Origin of the sequence: Halomonas sp. AOP43-A1-21, from assembly GCF_052376775.1 — a bacterium.
In the GTDB taxonomy this organism is placed as follows: domain Bacteria; phylum Pseudomonadota; class Gammaproteobacteria; order Pseudomonadales; family Halomonadaceae; genus Vreelandella; species Vreelandella colorata.
Window position 1 is genome coordinate 106,947 of the sequence record NZ_JBQSWC010000004.1, and the last position, 18,447, is coordinate 125,393.

At 53.0% G+C, this 18,447-nt stretch carries 16 protein-coding genes and 1 pseudogene; 10 read left to right on the forward strand and 7 right to left on the reverse strand.

What is annotated here, in order from left to right:
* Position 1: 1 nt before the first annotated feature.
* Positions 2–682, reverse strand: a complete 681-nt coding sequence (locus ACT3R7_RS03895; protein WP_193091100.1) for a transglycosylase SLT domain-containing protein — start codon at positions 680–682, stop codon at positions 2–4.
* Between the two features lie 88 nt (positions 683–770).
* A complete protein-coding gene (locus ACT3R7_RS03900; protein ID WP_193091099.1) occupies positions 771–2,189 on the reverse strand; it encodes an aminotransferase-like domain-containing protein in 1,419 nt (472 codons plus the stop codon).
* Positions 2,190–2,327: 138 nt separating this feature from the next.
* Here ACT3R7_RS03900 and ACT3R7_RS03905 point away from each other — a divergent pair, with 138 nt between their 5' ends.
* Positions 2,328–3,779: an NAD-dependent succinate-semialdehyde dehydrogenase gene (locus ACT3R7_RS03905; RefSeq protein ID WP_192536620.1), complete on the forward strand. Its 1,452-nt coding sequence runs from the start codon at positions 2,328–2,330 to the stop codon at positions 3,777–3,779.
* A gap of 11 nt (positions 3,780–3,790) precedes the next feature.
* Positions 3,791–5,062, forward strand: a complete 1,272-nt coding sequence (gene gabT, locus ACT3R7_RS03910) for a 4-aminobutyrate--2-oxoglutarate transaminase (RefSeq protein WP_192536619.1) — start codon at positions 3,791–3,793, stop codon at positions 5,060–5,062.
* Positions 5,063–5,071: 9 nt separating this feature from the next.
* Here the strand turns inward: gabT and ACT3R7_RS03915 are convergent, their stop codons facing one another.
* The gene (locus ACT3R7_RS03915) at positions 5,072–6,652 is read right to left on the reverse strand and encodes a cryptochrome/deoxyribodipyrimidine photo-lyase family protein (RefSeq protein WP_192536618.1); all 1,581 of its coding nucleotides are present in this window, start codon (positions 6,650–6,652) and stop codon (positions 5,072–5,074) included.
* A gap of 93 nt (positions 6,653–6,745) precedes the next feature.
* Between ACT3R7_RS03915 and ACT3R7_RS03920 the strand changes: the two genes are divergently transcribed.
* The 7 genes from ACT3R7_RS03920 (at position 6,746) to ACT3R7_RS03950 (ending at position 11,559) form a co-directional block, all read left to right on the forward strand.
* The gene (locus ACT3R7_RS03920; protein ID WP_192536617.1) at positions 6,746–7,048 is read left to right on the forward strand and encodes a heme-degrading protein HmuQ; all 303 of its coding nucleotides are present in this window, start codon (positions 6,746–6,748) and stop codon (positions 7,046–7,048) included.
* Between the two features lie 342 nt (positions 7,049–7,390).
* Positions 7,391–7,639, forward strand: a complete 249-nt coding sequence (locus ACT3R7_RS03925; protein ID WP_192536616.1) for a hypothetical protein — start codon at positions 7,391–7,393, stop codon at positions 7,637–7,639.
* 91 nt (positions 7,640–7,730) lie between these two features.
* Positions 7,731–8,114, forward strand: a complete 384-nt coding sequence (locus tag ACT3R7_RS03930; protein ID WP_192536615.1) for a hypothetical protein — start codon at positions 7,731–7,733, stop codon at positions 8,112–8,114.
* A 70-nt stretch (positions 8,115–8,184) separates the two neighbouring features.
* Complete coding sequence (locus ACT3R7_RS03935; RefSeq protein WP_192536614.1) at positions 8,185–8,646, forward strand: hypothetical protein; 462 nt, start codon at positions 8,185–8,187, stop codon at positions 8,644–8,646.
* Between the two features lie 108 nt (positions 8,647–8,754).
* Positions 8,755–9,297 (forward strand): STM3941 family protein, encoded by a 543-nt coding sequence (locus ACT3R7_RS03940; protein WP_193091098.1) that lies wholly within the window; start codon positions 8,755–8,757, stop codon positions 9,295–9,297.
* Positions 9,298–9,407: 110 nt separating this feature from the next.
* Complete coding sequence (locus tag ACT3R7_RS03945) at positions 9,408–9,830, forward strand: hypothetical protein (RefSeq protein WP_192536611.1); 423 nt, start codon at positions 9,408–9,410, stop codon at positions 9,828–9,830.
* Positions 9,831–10,230: 400 nt separating this feature from the next.
* Entirely contained in the window at positions 10,231–11,559 is a 1,329-nt protein-coding gene (locus ACT3R7_RS03950; RefSeq protein WP_193091097.1) for an FAD-binding oxidoreductase, read from the forward strand.
* 404 nt (positions 11,560–11,963) lie between these two features.
* Here the strand turns inward: ACT3R7_RS03950 and ACT3R7_RS03955 are convergent, their stop codons facing one another.
* Together ACT3R7_RS03955 and ACT3R7_RS03960 are read right to left on the reverse strand one after the other, a co-directional pair.
* Positions 11,964–13,562, reverse strand: coding sequence for a hypothetical protein (locus tag ACT3R7_RS03955; RefSeq protein WP_192536609.1), 1,599 nt, complete (start codon positions 13,560–13,562; stop codon positions 11,964–11,966).
* Between the two features lie 49 nt (positions 13,563–13,611).
* The gene (locus ACT3R7_RS03960) at positions 13,612–15,201 is read right to left on the reverse strand and encodes a hypothetical protein (protein ID WP_192536608.1); all 1,590 of its coding nucleotides are present in this window, start codon (positions 15,199–15,201) and stop codon (positions 13,612–13,614) included.
* A gap of 316 nt (positions 15,202–15,517) precedes the next feature.
* Between ACT3R7_RS03960 and ACT3R7_RS03965 the strand changes: the two are divergent.
* A pseudogene (locus ACT3R7_RS03965) lies at positions 15,518–15,630 on the forward strand (antibiotic biosynthesis monooxygenase family protein); the annotation flags it as partial.
* Between the two features lie 68 nt (positions 15,631–15,698).
* Here ACT3R7_RS03965 and ACT3R7_RS03970 read toward each other — a convergent pair.
* Complete coding sequence (locus ACT3R7_RS03970) at positions 15,699–17,405, reverse strand: hypothetical protein (RefSeq protein WP_193091096.1); 1,707 nt, start codon at positions 17,403–17,405, stop codon at positions 15,699–15,701.
* Positions 17,406–17,434: 29 nt separating this feature from the next.
* Positions 17,435–18,367: a 1,4-dihydroxy-2-naphthoate octaprenyltransferase gene (menA, locus tag ACT3R7_RS03975; protein ID WP_193091095.1), complete on the reverse strand. Its 933-nt coding sequence runs from the start codon at positions 18,365–18,367 to the stop codon at positions 17,435–17,437.
* Between the last annotated feature and the right edge of the window lie 80 nt (positions 18,368–18,447).

Sequence of the window (18,447 nt, forward strand, 5' to 3'; positions counted from 1 at the left end):
ATTAGCTACGGCAAAAGGGCCAGACCTGATAAAAACGGCGGCATTGAAACTCGGCTTCGCAGGCGTTGAGCTGGGTCTGGTAACGGCTTGTGCGGGTAGCAATCTGTTGCCCGGCGCGCAATACATGCGGCTTATTGCGGTAAGTGCCGCGCCGATAACCGCCAGCCCCTTCGTGATAGGCGTAGTAGAGGTGTTCTGGGTTGGTCAGCGAAATGCCCGCCTGCTGCTGGGAGCGGCGGTTATACCAGCCGATAAAATCGGTGGCATGCTTCATGCTGGTACGCCGCGCAAACAGGCTGCCGGCCTGGTCGCGGTACTCTCCCCATACCGGGTCCTGGGCCTGGGCATAGCCCTTGGCTGAAGACGGGCGAGGGCCGGGAATAAAGCCAAGGTAGTATTTGCGGTCGGGGCGCACATGGCTTTTAAAGGAAGATTCCTGCTGAATGAACGCCATCTGAGTAGCAATTGAGGTGCCCCATTTTTCCTGAGAATCCCGCGAGTAGTCGTACCAGGTGGGCTGTTCGCGAAATATCTCGCAGATATTGCTCTGATCCTGCGGAGGGTTGGGCGCAAACGTTGCGCAACCTGAAAGCAGTAGAACGGTGCCTATCAGTAACCAGGTGCGTAATGTTATGCACCAAGATAAAGTCGCAGCGGGAAAACTATCAACAGGGCGAAGCATGATGAGTTCCTTGTGGATAATATTGTCGTCACTGACTCTTTTATGATTGTTGATATCAGCTTTTTTATAAACGCCTAGCTATAAGCGGCTAGCGTAACAGGTTTTCCAGACAGCGGCGCAGCCGCTGAGCCTCGCGGGCCAGCGTCTCACCTGAAAGCATACCCACCCCCATGACCAAACCAACGCGTGGGTCATGCGCGGCGCACACCGGGCTTAAAGGGCGCACGATCAAATGCTCCTTAAGCAGTGCCTGGGCAAGCTTTACGTCATCAATAGGCGGTTCAAATTCCACACATAGACTGATGGCGCTACTGGGCGGTGAAATACGCTTCAGTCGAGGCAAGGTACGCAGCTGGTCATGCATTACCTGTTGGCGGCCCAGGTAATCACGCTGAATACGGCGGCACCAGGCATCAAGATCACCGTCAAAGATAAACTGGGCAAGCACCGCCTGATCCAGCATGCGCCCTTCACGAAACAGCTCGCTACGCAGCCGATTCATAGGTTCGGATAGCTGGCGGGGCACCACCAAATAGCCTAGCCGTAGGCCGGGGAACATCATTTTGGAAAAAGAGCCCACCAGAAAGTGACGCTCAGACTGTGGGTCAAACAGCAGATTGGTATGGTCGTCGCGACTGAACTCGTAATCATCTTCAATGATGTACGCAGGCGCTAACGCATCACACAAACGTTGCTTATCGTGAGCGCTGGTAGGCACGCTGAGCGGGTAGTGATGGGAACCTGTGAAATAAGTAAGCTGCACAGGAGCAGATGCCGCGGGCAGGCTATGTCCCTGACCGGGCTGCCACGGCAACATTTCAATATTTAACCCTGCAGCGGTAAATACGTTGCGCGCTCCCCAGTAGCAGGGGGATTCCATTACTGCAGTATCTCCCACATCCGCCAAAGCCACGGCGCACAGCTCAATGCCGTTGTGCGTACCATCGGTAATAATAATCTGATCAATATCGCAGCGAATATTGCGCCAGCGCTCCAGAAAATCGCGTATCGCACGCTTTAACGGCCCGTAGCCGCCGGTCGAGTAGGAGAGCAACAAGGCGTTTTGTGGCACGGTGACGCTAGCATAAAGCTGGCGCCATTTGCGCATGGGAAACTGGGCGATATCGGGAATGCCTGGCACAAAGGCGCCACTTTGAACCAGGCTGGCGCCGGGCCAACGAAGCACCCGCGAAGCACGAGCCGATAGCCGAGCCTTGGTTTGAACAGGAGTATTGTAAACCGCTGGTTTACAACTCCAAGTTCCTCTGCCATGAGATGTTGTTAGCAATTCTTCCTTTACAAGCGTGGCAACGGCCAGAGACAGCGTATGCCGAGCAACATCCAAGTTTATTGCCAACCGCCGATGTGACGGCAGGCGGGTTTGATGAGGCCACTCCTGAGTGACTGCCTGCCTTAAGGCCTGCTCTATTCGTGCCTGTTTACTCAAGTTTTCTGGCTGCTGCGTATAACGCTTTAAAAGTTGCTGTAAGGCTAATTGGTCATCCATTGTCACTCTCTGGTCTCAGGTATATATCCTTTGATCACCAGTAAATCAGAAAAGTGGTCTGGTTGAACGGGAAAGTGGTGCATTCGCCATAGGGCAGTTCCCTGTTAGCGTGTTGAAATACGTTGATAGGAGCATTGTATGAGCTTTATTGAAAAGTGGTTGCACGAAGCCGTCCCCGCCCTGGTAGGCGGCGAGTGGCGCAAGGGCACAGAGACCTTTGCCGTGGACAATCCCGCCACCGGCGAGACCATCGCCCGCGTTGCTGAATTAAACGCAGAGGATACCCGTGATGCGGTCGCCGCCGCTTATGAAGCAGGTAGCGCCTGGCGCGCTACCCCGGTAAAACAGCGCTCGGCCCTGCTGCGCCGCTGGTTTGAATTGATCACTGAACATGCCGATGACTTAGCGCGGCTGATGACCTTGGAGCAGGGCAAGCCGCTTTCGGAAGCCAAGGGCGAGGTCACTTACGGCGCCTCGTTTATCGAGTTTTTCGCTGAAGAAGCCAAGCGTATGGCGGGTGAAACCCTGCCCAGCCACGGCGCCGACAAGCGCCTGTTAGTACTACGCGAGCCGGTCGGCGTTGTTGCCGCGATAACGCCCTGGAACTTCCCGCTGGCGATGATTACCCGCAAGTGCGCCCCGGCGCTCGCCGCCGGCTGCACCGTGGTGATTAAGCCCGCTGAAGCGACGCCCTTAACCGCACTGGCCGCGGCTTATCTTGCCCTGGAAGCGGGCCTGCCTGCAGGCACCATCAACGTGGTGACCGCCTCCAAACCAGCGGAAGTCGGCGAAGTGCTCACCACCGACCCGCGGGTGCGCAAGGTATCGTTCACCGGCTCCACACCAGTGGGTAAGCGCCTACTCGCCCAATGCGCCAGCACCGTGAAGAAGACCGCCATGGAGCTGGGCGGCAACGCGCCGTTTATCGTGTTTGACGACGCCGACGTGGACGCTGCCGTGGACGGTGCCATCGCCTCCAAATTCCGCAACGCCGGGCAAACCTGCGTGTGCACCAACCGCTTTCTGGTCCAGGACGGCATTTACGATGCGTTCATCAGTAAGCTCACCGAGCGGGTGAAAGCCCTCAAAGTGGGCGATGGTCTGGCAGACGGCAGCGTGATTGGTCCGCTGATCAATCAGGCAGCGGTCGACAAGGTGCAGCGCCATGTGGACGACGCCATGCACAATGGCGCCCGCCTTATGTGCGGCGGCGAGCCTCATGCAGCCGGTGAGCGCTTCTTTACACCCACGGTGCTCGCCGATGTGACGACCGCCATGGCCGTGGCCGATGAAGAAACGTTTGGCCCCGTCGCGCCCGTGTTCCGGTTTACGCGCGATGAAGAGGCCATCCAGATGGCCAACGATACGCCGTTTGGCTTAGCAGCCTACTTTTACGCCACCGACTACCGCCGTATCTGGCGCACCATGGAAGCGCTTGAGTACGGCATGGTCGGCGTCAATGAAGGCTTGATCTCGACCGAGCTGGCGCCGTTTGGCGGCGTGAAGGAGTCTGGCCTTGGCCGTGAAGGCTCCCACCACGGTCTCGATGAATTTACTGAATTGAAATACGTCTGCGTCGGCGGCTTATAAGGGGAATGAGCATGACCAATCACGAACTGAACGAACTCAAAAACCGCTATGTGGCCAACGGCGCAGCGACCCTGAACACGGCCTTTGCCGAGCGTGCTGAAAACGCCGAGCTTTGGGATGCCGACGGTAACCGCTGGATCGACTTCGCGGGCGGCATCGGCGTTTTGAATCTGGGCCATCGCCACCCGAAAATCGTGGCCGCCGTTGAAGCGCAGCTGCACAAGGTCATGCACACCAGCGCCGCGGTGATCTCTTACGCGCCATATGTGCAGCTGTGTCAGAAGCTGTGTGAACTGACCCCGGTGCGCGGCCCCGAGCGTAAAGCCATGCTGGTCAACACCGGTGCCGAAGCGCTGGAAAACGCCGTGAAAATCGCCCGCGCCGCCACTGGCCGCACCGGCATCATCACCTTTGACGGCGCCTTCCACGGCCGCACCATGATGACACTCGCCATGACCGGCAAGGTGTTGCCCTACAAGAATGATTTCGGCCCGATGCCGGGCGATGTGTTCCGTGCCCCGTTCCCGAACCCACTGCACGGTATCAGCGAAGAAGCGTCACTCGATGCCATTCGCACGCTGTTCAAGACCGATATCGCCCCGCACCGCACAGCGGCCATCGTGATCGAGCCGGTACAAGGCGAAGGCGGTTTCTATATTGCTTCACCCGAATACCTACAGGCGCTGCGCGCGCTGTGCGACGAGCACGGCATTCTGTTGATTGCCGATGAAGTGCAGTCCGGCTTTGCGCGCACCGGCAAGCTGTTTGCGCTGGAACATAGCGGTATCGAGGCGGATATTTTGACCACCGCCAAGAGCCTGGCCAACGGCATGCCGCTGTCTGCGGTCGTGGGTAGTGCCAAAGTGATGGACGCCTCCGGCCCCAACTCGCTCGGCGGCACCTACAGCGGTAACCCGCTCTCTTGTGCTGCGGCGCTGGCGGTCATTGACGTGATCGAGGAAGAAAACATCCTTGAGCGCAGCGCGCAGATGGGTCGTCTGTTGGCGGAACGTTTTGGCGTCTGGGAAGAGCGCTTCCCCGCCGTGGCACACGGCCGCCAACTGGGCGCCATGGCCGCGTTCGAGCTTTTGGATAGTAACGGCAAGCCCGACACCGCGATGACCCAGCAAATTTGCGCGAAAGCGCGTGAGAAAGGGTTGATCCTGCTTTCCTGTGGCTTCTACGGCAACAGCATCCGTATTCTGGTGCCGCTGACCGTATCTTCCGAGGTGCTGGAAGAAGGCTTGAGCATTATTGAGCAGTCGCTGGAAGCGCTTAGCTAATACGCCGCGTTAGGCATCTTCAGACCCGCCTTCGTCAAACAGCGAAAGCTGCTGGCGACTGGCGGGTTTTTTCGGTTTGGAGTGGCGTTTTGGGGGGCGGCGCTGGCTGGCCAATTTATCCACAATGGCCTGGCTGGCTTCTTTAGCCTCGGGCGTTCGCCTGAGCTCGTAAAGCATCTTTTTCCAGTGGCGAGCTTCGGCTTCAAAATCGTAGGGCAGGGGATAGTGCTCGCCGGGCTGAAAGCCGAAGCGCTTTTGCAGGCTTTGGGGTAGCGCCCAAGGCGTGGCGCGCCACTCGATGGGCAGAACGGTCAGCTCCGGCACCCAGCGAGCGACAAATTCACCGCTCGGGTCGTTGTCCTCTGCCTGTTTGATGGGGTTGTAGACCCGCAGCGCGTTGGTGCCTGTGGCACCTGCCTGCATCTGCACTTGAGGATAGTGAATGCCGTGCTCGAAATCGGTGAACAGGCGCGCCAGATACAGGGCGGGCTCATGCCAGTGCAGCCCGAGGCCAAAGGTGGCGTGGGAAATCAGCATGGCGCGCATGCGAAAGTTGATCCAGCCGGTGTGAATCAGGCAGCGCATGCAGGCATCCACCAGCGGAACGCCGGTCTGGCCCTGTTTCCAGGCGATCAAGTTGGGGTGCGCGGGGTCGCGTTCGCGCAGGCCGCGTAGCGCCGGGTGCAACGTGCGCGACTCTATGCCGGGCTCGCTTTCAAGCTTCTGAATGAAGTGGCAGTGCCAGTGAAGCCGCGAGGCAAAAGCACGCAGCGAGCGACTCCAGGCAGAGTCCACACCATGCTTTTTACGCTGGCGGCGCAGCGACTGCACCACTTCGCGCATGGATAGCGTGCCCCAGGCCAGATGCGGCGAAAGCCGCGAGCCGAATTCCTCGGCCAGTAAAGGCTTAGAGATAGAGCCCCGATAACGCCGCCCACGCTGGGTAATAAAGCTGTACCACAGCGCCCGACCGGCATATCGGCCGCCGGGCTGGCGCTCAGGGCAGGGCGTAGTGTCAAATCCGAGCGTCAGGTCATGAAGCTCGCTGACTTCAATATGATGAAAGGCTTCCCAACCCTGGGCTACTCGGGCATTCGGCGGCGCCGGGCAGGTCGGCGCGGTCATCAGCGCCTCCCACTGGGCTTCCCAGGCGTCGCGGTCAGCCACACGGGATTTCAATCCGCGCACCACGCCATGCTGGCGCGCTTCATGCCAAGGAATATTGTGCTCTCTACACCACGCCTTGACCTTGAGATCACGGGCAAAGCTCCAGGCATTGCCGGTTTCTTCATGGGAGTGCAGGGCGAAATCGCCATAGTGCGTTTTGAGAGCGGCCAACAAATCACATATATCGCCTTGCCACAGGCATAGCGGCAATCCTCGGATTTTAAGCGCTTGGGTCAGATCCAAAAGCGAATCGGCGGCAAACTGCCAGTGGCGCAGCGCGCTGTCCGGCGCCTGCCACTGCCCGGGTTCGATGGCAAAGACAGGAAGCACCGGCCCTGCCGCGGCGGCGTTTGAAAGCGGCGCATGATCGTGTATGCGTAAATCGCGTTTGAACCAAACCACCTGGATGCCGGTCTTTGCCATAACGCCCCCTTAGGCTACCTTGGGCTATCCGTGCCCGATTGACGACGTTACCATCAAGCACTGCAACGCCACCATCTCAAAAGGAGTAAGCGCATGTATATCGCCATGAACCGTTTCCGGATTGCCCCAGGCCGCGAAGAGGACTTTTTAGACGTGTGGCGCAACCGTGATTCGCATCTGGATGAAGTGCCGGGCTTCAAGGAGTTCAAGATGCTCCAGGGTGCCAGCCAGGAAGACCACACCGTGTTTATTTCCCATAGCGTGTGGGATTCAGAAGACGCCTTCCGTGCCTGGACTCAGTCGGAGGCGTTTCGTAAAGCTCATGCAGGTGCAAAATCGCCGGAAGGTATCTACCTTGGCCCGCCGAAGTTTGAAGGGTATGAAGTGGTGCTTTGAGCCTTGAGCTCCAATCGCGCATTCGATGCTGCCGCTTATGAGCGGCAGTGTTGTATTGGGCTTGCCCGAAATGTGGATGAGCGAAGGCCTACGACCTATGGCTGGCGGCTGTCATCGAATTTACGCGTGACCTAAGGTAAGTTTGTGAATAAAGTATGATTGAATCGAGTAAAACAAGCGGGCACGCGAAGAGTGGATAGGCTGCCTGAAGATTTGAAAATATGATATTTATCAAAAATTTATTGTTTTCTTCGCTGATGGCATAACCCCAATAAACGCGCCAGCACGTTCATTGAGGTTATGCAGACGGGTATATAATCACTGTTAAATGCGGGGAGAGATATGACATCCAAGGAAGAAGCTCAAAATTTCATCGATGAATTAACAGCGAAAGTCGGGGAGCCTGAGGAATTTACTTTTCTTATCCCCGGTTGGGAACCAGTTGATTCAAAGCAGGGCCTTTGGTGGATAACGAGCCAGCTTTGGGAGGGCTTTTATGTTGCCTACCAGATCGACTCAAAAAAGAAGCTGGTATACCTGAAATCTTGGGAATTTGGTGAAGACGAACCCGAGTGGCCGATCTCTGTCTGAGGCATTTAACCAGTGCAGGCACAGCGACGCCCATTACATTGCGCCTTCGGCTCCATTCCATGGGCGCGCATGCTGCAAGCGTTAAAGGCCTATGAGAATTGAACCATTTTCCAAGCTTGATGATGTTTCCCTAAATGCAACCCGTGACGATTTGAGCCGTCTGCTTGGTGCTCCATTGGGCACCAAAGTTAATCGGATAGGCTTGGAGGAATTTGATTATAGGGATCGGATTTTTCGATTTGAGCCAAGTGGGTTTTTGAGTGAGGTGACCATAAAGGCTGAGCGAGTAGAGTTTGACCAAGTGAGTGTTCAGTTTACTGCGCTATCAGGTTTTATCTTCTCTAATGATCCTCAATCATTTGAAAAGCACGGGTTCATAGTGAGTCCAGCTTACGGAGTAGCTTTCGATCCGGAGCACCACCCTTGGGTTACAGTTCTAACCAGAGGAGGGCTGGACGGATGGACAAAGCATTAACAAGCCGCGTAAGTCGGACGCCCCTGACTGGCCGCCGCTTCGCTCCGCGTTGGGCCGCAAGTGAAAAATCATGAGTGAATTCTGGGTTGGTGTTGCCGCCAGTTTGATAGCCGCGGGATTGGTGTATGTCACCAGGCGCTTTCTATGGCCAGTGCTGTGGGAGCGTGTCTTTTACCGCGGCGTTAATCTCAGCGGCGTCTGGCAAATCGTAGAGGAACGCAACGGAGTATCTCGGGTCGTAGGGAAAATTGAGCTTAAACAAATTGGGCGTCGCCTTACTGGTTCAAGCCTTCGTTCACAAACACGCGGCGGGGAATCGTCGAATCGCAAATTCGCGTACACCGGTTCAATGCACGGGCATCAAGCAACACTTTTATTTGAAGATCAGAAGGGTGTGGGTTTCGATGTAGGCACCTACGTTTTTATAGTCCAAAACGATGGAAATACTATGATCGGCAATACGACCTTTCACGGCAAAACGGAGAACAAGATTGTTTCCGAATCTCGAACCCTCAAAAGGGTCTTGGAGTAAGTTGCGGCCCAACAAATCGTTGGAGAGGGACTTTTTTCCGTACGCTGCGCGTACTCCACAAAAGCCCCTCAACTCAGGCGTTAAGCATCTAAAAGAGAATCGGAGCACATGCCTGAAGAAAGAGTAATCGAACTAAATAAGGTAAAAATTATTCTGCTCACGCTTGGAGCATTAGCTTTTGTATTGCTTGGTGTGTGGTTTCTTTTCATGGACATTCAAACCATTGAAAGTCAGAGGAAATTTAATAGCCCAACTTTGGTTTACGGCGTTGGTGTTGTTTCTATTGTGTTTTTTGGCTTGTGTGGCCTTATAGGGGTTAAGAAACTGTTTGATAATTCGCCAGGTTTAATTATTAATTCTGAAGGAGTTTTAGATAATTCTAGTGGTGTGTCAGCGGGAATGATTCCGTGGGATGATATAGTTAGTATTGGTGAATATCAAATCCAAAAGCAAAAGTTTATATCCATTCAGGTGAAAGACGCTGAAATATACGCAAATAATGGAAATGCCTTAAAAAGAATGGCAAATCGTGCAAATATAAAAATGTGCGGAACACCAGTAAATATTTCAGCAAATAGCTTGAAAATTAGCTACGATGATTTGCTTGAAATTATTGATGAGTATTATCATAGAAGCCGTGAAAATGCTTAACTAGTCAAAGCACGCGGACATGGCAAAGCTGTTACCTTTTTTTCCAAAAAAGCCGCCAACTTCACCAAGCCGGTATTTGAAGCGTTAACAATAGGGAAGGTGTTCAGATCATGGAAGATTTGATTCTTGTTTTTCATGGATTGGTTGTCGGTAGTGCCCTTTATCTTGGGTTTTACCTTTTGTTCTTCATGCTTGGGATGCTTATAGACGATAGATCCGGGGTTATGGATAGTTCCCTGATGGATAAATGCATGGACAAGATGCCGTTCTTTTTATACATAATTGCAATGTTCGCATTCCCATTCATTATGTTTATCTTGTCATTTACTCCAATGATGCTGGCTCTTACGTTTGGGCCAGCTTATGTCTTTGAAGTGAGTTCGGTTTTTCAATGCAACGGGATTGTTTTAGGTTCAAGAACTGGAGCCACCGAAATCAATGCGTGTACAAAGGGACCCGTTTGGATAGGCGTGATTTTAAGCTTCTGCCTTTTAGCCTACTTCCGAATTTTCAGGAATTCTAGCAGTGACTAAGAGTGACAAAGGTAAACCTATCTTTTGTCTTGTTAACAAAGCCAGGCATGCGACGCTACTGCATGGCACCTTCGGCTTCATTTCGTAGACGCGCATGCTGGCGGCATTATACGAAACGCATTGTGAAATAGGGAACAATGGCAAATCATCAAAAAGTAAAGGGATTTTATCTTTGGGACTACCCGAAAACGTCGGTGTCTTGGCCTCTCATCACTATGATCAAGAGTCTCTCCGCTACCCAGCTGATGAACGCCCTTTCATTAGAATAATAGGCAATGGAGAAGGCCACACTTGACCCTCTGAATTTCATCTATTTCACCTCGGTAGTACTCCAAGAGACCCGCACTGATGCACTGTAGCCAGCTTAATCAACACAGCGCAAACCCTCTGCCTGGCGGCAGTGCCTCTGGCGCGCTGGCTCGGCCTGTGCGCCTTGGCACTCATGCTGCTGCTTCGCTGCAGCCTTAGTCTAGCCTCGACTCAACAGGACGTCAGCCGCATTGATCGCGTCGAGATCGACCATGTGGTAAGCGTGCGTACCGAAGCAGACGTAATCGGCGCGCTGGAAGATGCGCGCATCGAGGGCAAACAGGTGGTGATTGCCGGGGCAGGGCACAGTCAAGGCGGTCACATTCTGTACCCGAATGCGGTCATGCTCGACATGCGTGGTTATGATCGTGTACTGAATATAGATACCGAGCATAAAACCATCACAGTTCAAGCAGGGGCGACCTGGGCGCAGGTGCAGGAAGCCATCAATCCCCAGCGTCTTGCCGTCGCGGTCATGCAGTCGTCCAATATTTTTTCGGTCGGTGGCTCGATCAGCGCCAACATCCACGGCCGCCATACGCAGCAAGGGCCAATTATCTCCACTGTGCGTAGTATGCGCATCGCACTCGCCAACGGGCAGATCGTGACCGCCAGCCGGGATATTCATCCTGAGCTGTTCAGCGCCGCGATCGGTGGCTTCGGCACCCTTGGTGTCATCCTGGATGCGACCTTGCAACTGGTAGATGACCAGATGCTAATAAAAACCGTCACGCCGGTCGATTTTGAAGGCTATGCAGCGCATCTGCGCACCAATGCCAGCGCCCTCTCGCTGCACTATGGCCGTTGCTCCATCGCACCAGGGGAGCGCTTCTTAGAGGAATGCTTTGCCATCGACTACCGGCCTGCGGGCGCGCAAAACCTGCCTCAGCCTTTGCAGCAAGAGGCCCATGTGGCTCGCGATAGGCTGCTCTTCAATTGGTCCAGAGGCAGTAATATTGGCAAAACCCTGCGCTGGGAGCTGCAAAAGGGGCTATTGGATAAGCCCGGCAGCACCGCATTGATATCACGCAACAACGCCATGCGACCACCAATCCGCTTTCTCGATTACAGCAGTGAGACCGACACTGACATTCTGCAGGAGTACTTCGTTCCTCTCGACGAATTTCCGGCATTCATGCGTGCGCTGAAAAATGTTGTGCAAGAAAATGAGGTGAATCTACTGAGTGTGACCCTGCGCTACGTCCACGCCAATACTGAGAATCTATTGCCTTACGCCACGCAAAACCAGGTAGCAGTGGTGCTTTACATCAACATGGACCTGAACGAGAGCGCTTTAACCCACGCTGAGCAGTGGACTCGTATGTTGGTAGACCGCGCGCTCGAGCACAGCGGGACCTACTATCTTGTCTATCAACGATTTCCTACCATCCCGCAGTTTCAACGCGCCTATCCGAGCTAATAGACTGCAAACTCAATTACGACCCGGGAGGGGTGTTTAATAATCTGTTCTATCAGCATTATCTGGGACGGCTCACCAACGATTAGTCAGTGAACGCAGCCAATAGGTGCGCTGCCTTCAATATGCGCCCAGCAGCGCCATCTCATTCTGCGCAAAAGCTCGTCGCAATGCTGGGTTGCAACGTGCGGCATTCTTCATAAGAAAATAAGCCTAACAAGCTTCTTGAGGCAAAGGGGGTGAAATCTGTGATTCCACTCAGGCGCAACTCAAAAAAGGGAAATGCCAGCTTGGGCAGAGGGCTATATTTAAGACTGCCCAAGTGTGAAGGCTATGCGGAGGTACTTTAAACAAACTGGCGCTTAGCGATGAAGTAAGCATGGAGATGCAGGGCTGCTAATAGGGGACTATAGAATCAAGTCAAGTATAATTAACAATGCCATGATCCCAACACACCCCATCATCCACAGCATGGGCGAGCCGCTTTCATCCTTGATTGGCTGGTTGGTGTTTTCGTGCAGCTTTTTCTCTTCCATACGTGAGATGAATTCTTCGATAACCATCTTATTGCTGATTCGCTCCCCGTGATACCAGTGATCAGGAAAGTCGATAAGTGACTCGGGGATCAAAAGCTTGTCGATTCTGCGCTTTAATTCCACGTATCCGGTCGACCTGTCGATCAGGTCGCTACGATGAGGTATCTGGCGGGGGGCATCTGTTTCCGGCAAAGCTTTTGACGCCAACGGCATGCAGATATAGTTGTCCTTATCCGCCCCCAGCAGCATGACCGGGACTTGGTGTTCGCCAAATGAAAAGCGTGCAAGGCAAGGGAAACGGTTATCTGTGTAGTCCGGCTGAAATTGTCCGCGACCATTGATTATGGAGTATGGAAGGAGTCCGTGGAGGTCTAAAAAGAACCCAGAGAACAAGAAATTAAGGTCACGACCATGTTGAAAGAGCATCCAGGCAATATGCTTGACGATGCGTTGACGTAGTTGATGGTTGGCGCATTGAGTACCGACGGTATTGGGTAGCGCGGCATTTGCCTTGCAAAGCGCAGTGTCGACCAGCTCTGATGCAAAAATGATATTGCCCCCCCTTGGCGAGATAAAACTGACTTGAAGTTCCCAGGAGTTAGCCCTGTCTTGTGCGGAACTTCGCGCTGAAGGATGGGTGACGTTCAGCTTGATATTGATCGCTTTGGGTACAATCTCTTTATCTACCCTTGACAGTAATCGGCTGAAGCTCTTGATTTTTTCCTCAGCCAGCAGTGAATTATGGTAAATAGCGGCTGGGACGGCTGAAGCCTTTGGGGTGTCCCGCTTGATGGGTAGGGGCGATAACTGCATTCGTTGAAACGATTTTTGCGCCATAGTGGGGAGTTGGCTAAGCCCCTTGGCATTATCCGGCAGTGGCGGAAAGCGAGGGTTGGTCCAGTCGAGTCGATCATCAAAGATGAGTAGAGCTTGCTCCTGCTTGCTGGGCCATGGAAGCGTTACCGAGAGGTGGCTAGGCATCCATAGCTGAACAGCCCCTTTGGGCAGGAGGGTTGTGCAATCATCATTTTCAAAAGGGAAAGCGGTGACAGAATGAAGTGATTCTTCCTTTTCATTATCGTCGTAAAGAGCAAGCTCGGCCAATACGCACATAGCATGACTGCCTAAGTTCAAACGATGATCTTCACCGAATATATTGATGCCTAGTTTGTGAAAATTGGCAGTGCAAAATAGCGCTCCAAGCGTCAGCGGCTTGATCACTATTTCTTTAAGATGGGTATATGGCTCGGTGGAGCTTAATATTTGTTCAGCTCCCGCCATATAAGAGGCATTGACGTGACATAAAAGGCGTCCGTGAAATAATAGTGCTACCTCCTCACCTGACGTATAACGAGTAAACGGCACATAAACTTCGTGATCCGCCCAACCTATTATCTTGGCTATTGCATTACTTTCTACATCTTTTCTGAATTGATCAAAAGGAAGTGGGTTGGTGAGTGTTTCTAACATTACCTTTCATCCTTGATGCAGAATACAAGCATTATCTGTTTGGTCTGTATTACAAGTTCATCATCGCTATCACGCCTATCACCACCGCTACACAGCCCGCGATGAGCCATTTGGCCGAGCTACTGGTGGCGCCATCTGCTTGTTCAAGTTCGCTTAAAAACGTGTTTACACGCATGCTCGAAACAAATTTGGATTTGAGGTTTTGATTGCTGAGGCGAATGCCTTCGTACCAGGCTTCTGGAAAGTCGATGAGCGAGGTGGGGAGCACCAATCTTTCCCCAATATTGGAAAGCATCATGGTCTGTCTCGTCATATCGATAAAACTGCTGCGCCCAGGAATAGAGGTAGGGGCGTGCTTCTCTGGTATGTCTACATCCTTTAGTGGCTGACATACGTAGTTGCCGCCTTGCTGCCCCAGCAGCATGACCGGCACAGGATATTCGCCGCACTGAAAGCGGGCCAGACAGGGAAAACGGCGGTCGGTATAGTCCGGCTGGTAGGCCTTGTCACTGTTGATCACTTGATCGGGGAATAGTCCGTCTAGGCATTCGCCGAACCTTGCCACGTCGAAGCTACGACCCCGTTGTAAAAATACCCAGGCGAGGTGATTGACGATACGCTCGCGCAGCGCTTCGCTGGCGCTATGGGTGCCGATGGTATTGGGTAGCTCTGTATTTGCCTGGCACAATGACGCTTGAACCCAGTCCAGATCGAAGAGCGCCTTGATACCTATGGGCGTGGTAAAGCTGACCTTAACTTCCCAGCGTTCAGAGGCATCGGCTGGCTCTCCCTCCAGTTGGACCGTTTTGGCAACCTTAAGGATGATGTCATTCGCCGCTGGCACAATGTCTTGATCCACCATGGCGCGTAGCTGGCTGAAAGAGAGAAGGGGTTCTCCAATCAGGCTATTGTGGTAGAGAAGCTCTGGTTCTATAGGCTCTGCTGGCGCATCGTTCCAGCGCTGTAGCAACGGAAGCCGTGTGCGCTCGAAAAAAGCCTGAGCACTGGGTGATAACGTGCTCAATGGCATGGCGCCTTCGGGCAGGTCAGGGAAAAGAGGGTTGCTCCAGTCCAGTTGATCGTCAAATACGTAGATAGAGGCGGCCTGGCTCTCATCCGACGTGTACGTATGCTTAGGATTGGCATCGTACCAGTACTGAACGGACCCATACGGCAGCATGTGAACGTCATTGGTTGGCTTGAAAAAGAAGATCTCCGCTTCATAGAGGACTTCTTTATTTTCGGGTGTTTCCACCACGGCCTTCATGCCCAGCACGAGTGTAGTGCGGCCTGCGATATAATCACCTTCTCCATCGTCGACTATATGTAGCCCCACACCGTAAAGGTGCGCATTACGAGCCAGTTCGGCCAACGGCAGGGGCTTGATCACTGCTTCACTACCTTCTTCAAGCTTGGCGCTAGCCAATAAATTGTGCAGGGTATCCGCACTTGTTGAAGCGGCGTAGCGAGATTTTTCATCTATCTGAATTACCACCGGCTCCTCATGGCCTGCCGCATTGCGTACCAAGGCCGTATAGAGCTCGCAGTCGGCCCAACGAAGTAACTTGCGCTGATCCGACGATGACAGATCTTTCTGAAATTCGGTTAAAGAGAATTGTGTAAAAGTATCCGTAGTCATGGTTATCATCCCTGAGTTAGATAGCAGTTCAAAGCCCTATAAAACAACAGGCTTTTAAATAGTAATGAACAATAAGAAGCGGCGAGTACGCGTGCTTATTCATCGTGCTTAATCAGACGTGGGCACTGGGTTTTGATAAAATCAATGTTCAGTGTTTATCGCCCAGCGCTTCCGAGCCCTAAGAAAACATAGTTTATTGTTTCTAACTTATTTAGGCAAAATTGATGGGCTCCGCCGGTTAAGCGCTTATGGCATGGTGGGGTAGCAAACTCTAGTGTCAGGCCATGACATTGCTCAGCATGGATATAATAAGCCCTTCCGCGCCTGGACCCAGTCAGAAGCCTTCCGCAAAGCCCATGCGGGCGCCAAATCGCAGAAGGTATTTACCTGGGACCGCCGAAATTTGAAGGCTATGAGATGGTGCTTTAAGCCATAGGCAATATCGTTAGCGCAGGGCAAGCGGCGATAAATGGAAAGGCTAGCAAAGGAAGGGGGGGCTATAAACTCACCCCCAATATTACGCCCAAAACCACTGCCGCACAGCCTGCTATGATCCACTTAAGAGGGAACCTTGCAGTGGTAGTTTGTTCGTTCTCCATTTCGGCGATCATGGTGTTGAAGCGCATGCCGAAAATAAACTGAGATTTGATATGCTGATTGCTGACTCGAATGCCACGATACCAATGGTCAGGAAAGTCGATAAGCGACATGGGAATTATCAATCTATGGTGGTGCTCTGAAAGTATTATACTCTTTGACTCCATGCTTATCAGTTCGCTGCGACGGGGGACCAGCGTGGGCAAATCCGCCTCCGGGATCTCCTCGAACTTCAATGGCATGCATACGTAGTTGCCTTTATCCTGCCCTAATAAAAGCACTGCCACTTCTAGTTCACCGCACTGAAAGCGTGCCAGACAGGGGAAACGTTTATCCGCGTAGTCCAGCTGAAAAGCCCCGTATCCGTTGGTAATGCAATTTGGTAGTAGTCCTTTCAAGGCTGTACCGAACAGTGTTTTTACGAAGCCGCGGCCGTGCTGAAAGAAGCTCCAGGCAAGATGATTGACAATACGCTCGCGTAGTACATCGCTGGCATGATGGACGCCTGTAGTGTCTGGCAGTGTTGTATTGGCTTTGCAGAGAGAAGCATCTAGCCAGTCGGGGTCGAAAACGGCATTAAATCCCATGGGCGTGGTGAAGCTTATCCTTATTCCCCAGCGTTCGGTGCTGTCGGTGCGCTTGTCACGATGCTTGGCGTCTTTTGTGATTGTCAGAGTGATATCGTCGGCAGGCGGTACGATGTCCTGATCGACCATGCCACGCAGTGAGTGGAAAGAGGCGAGATTATCCGCGCCGACAAAAGCGTTTTGGTAGGAAGGCTCTGGGGCCGGAGGCTGTACTGGCTCAGGCTCTGGGCTTTGCAGTGGTGGCACCCTCATACGCTCGAAAAAGGCTTGCGCGTTAGATGAAAGGCTACTGAGTGCCTGTACCTTATCGGGTAGGGTAGGAAATAGAGGGCTGTTCCAGTCCCACTGATCATCGAACACATGCAGTGACTGTTGCTTACTCAGATCTCGGTCAGGGTTGTACTCCAGTTCGCCGTCGTGCCAGTACTGAACAGCGCCATAGGGGATGGGGTCGGGCTCATCAGGCGATTCGAAAGTGAAGACCTCGGCCGCTCGGTAGATGATTTCTTGGCCTTTCTTATCCTCTAGAATGGCCGTTTCTCCCCAGAGTGTCATGATAGAGCCTGAAAAATACATGGCTGCCTGCTCATCGCTCAGGTGGATGCCCAACTGGTGGATATGCGCGTTGCGGGCAAGCTCGGCAAGCGACAGTGACTTGATTACCAGCTCGCTGCTTTCTTCAAAACTTTCTTCAGAACTTTTCTTAGAACTTTTCTCATAACCTTCTCCAGAACTGTCTCCAGAACTGTCTCCAGAAGTTTCGTCTCCAGGGCTTTCTTGAAGGTTCTTTTCACGCTGTATTCGGGCAAACCACGTTTGCATATTGTCAGCACTGGTGGAGGCGACGTAGTAGCGTTGCGCGTTTATCTTTATTACCGCAGGTCGCTCCTTGCCTGATACGGTGCGCCAGAAGGCCACACGTAACTCGCAGCCAGCCCAGGTGAGCATTTTGCGCTGGTTTGATACTGACAATTCTTGGCGAAATTCATTTACCGAGAAAGGCGTAGTAGAGATGGTCATAATTTATCATCCTTGAAACAGAAAGCTTGTTAGCCACTAAAAAATGCCAAGCCAATGGATAGCAGCATGCTGTAAATCAGTGTTGAAATGGCGGTCTTCTTCAGCATACCGGTGAGAGTCTCGCCATCGCGGCTATGGCTTAATGTTCTGGCGGCATCAGAGAGCGGCTTGGCGACCAGCAGGCAGCTCCATCCCACCAGCGGCACCGGAAGTGCAATCAGATAAATCAAGGTAAGCAGCAGTGCCATACCCAGTAATGCCCAGTGGTAGTTGACCGCGTTAGCGCGACCAAGCTTTACGGCCAGGGTGATTTTTCCATTGCGCGCATCGTTCTCGATATCGCGGACGTTGTTCACATTCAGTACCGCAGCCGATAGCAGTCCGCAGGTCGCCGCAGGAAGAAGCGCCAGCCCGCTTAACTGCTGGGTATACAGGTAATAAGTCCCCAGCACGCCAAGCAGCCCAAAAAATACAAAAACCGAGATGTCACCTAGCCCCCGATATCCATAAGGCGTACCGCCAAGCCCCACGGTATAGGTCACCGCCGCTAATAAAGCAGCGGCGCCTAGCAGTACGAAGAGGGCAATATGCCCCCACTGGTTTCCGAAGGCAGTAAGCAGCAATGAAAGTCCTAAAAGCGCAGCAGCCGTGGCTGTGATTACCATTCCTCTACGCATCGTTTGAGGGCTTAACAGGCCCGACGACACCGCTCGAACGGGACCAATACGCTCCTGGTCATCTGCTCCCGATACCGCATCCCCATAATCGTTGGCCAAATTGGAGAGTATCTGGAGTGAGATCGCCGTTAACAGGGTCAGTAAGAATACGCCTGCATTAAAACTATCCTGATAAGAGGCAAGTCCAGTTCCCAGTAAAATGGACGCGCAGGCCAGTGGGAGTGTGCGTGGTCGCGCCGCCAGTAACCAGGCGTGGTAGTGAGGGCGTTTTACAGATTGGGGCATTTATTGACTATTCCTTTTGGCATCAGCGGTAAAGAAACCGTTAGTAGAACCAGCATGCAATAAGCAGAGGCCAAAACATC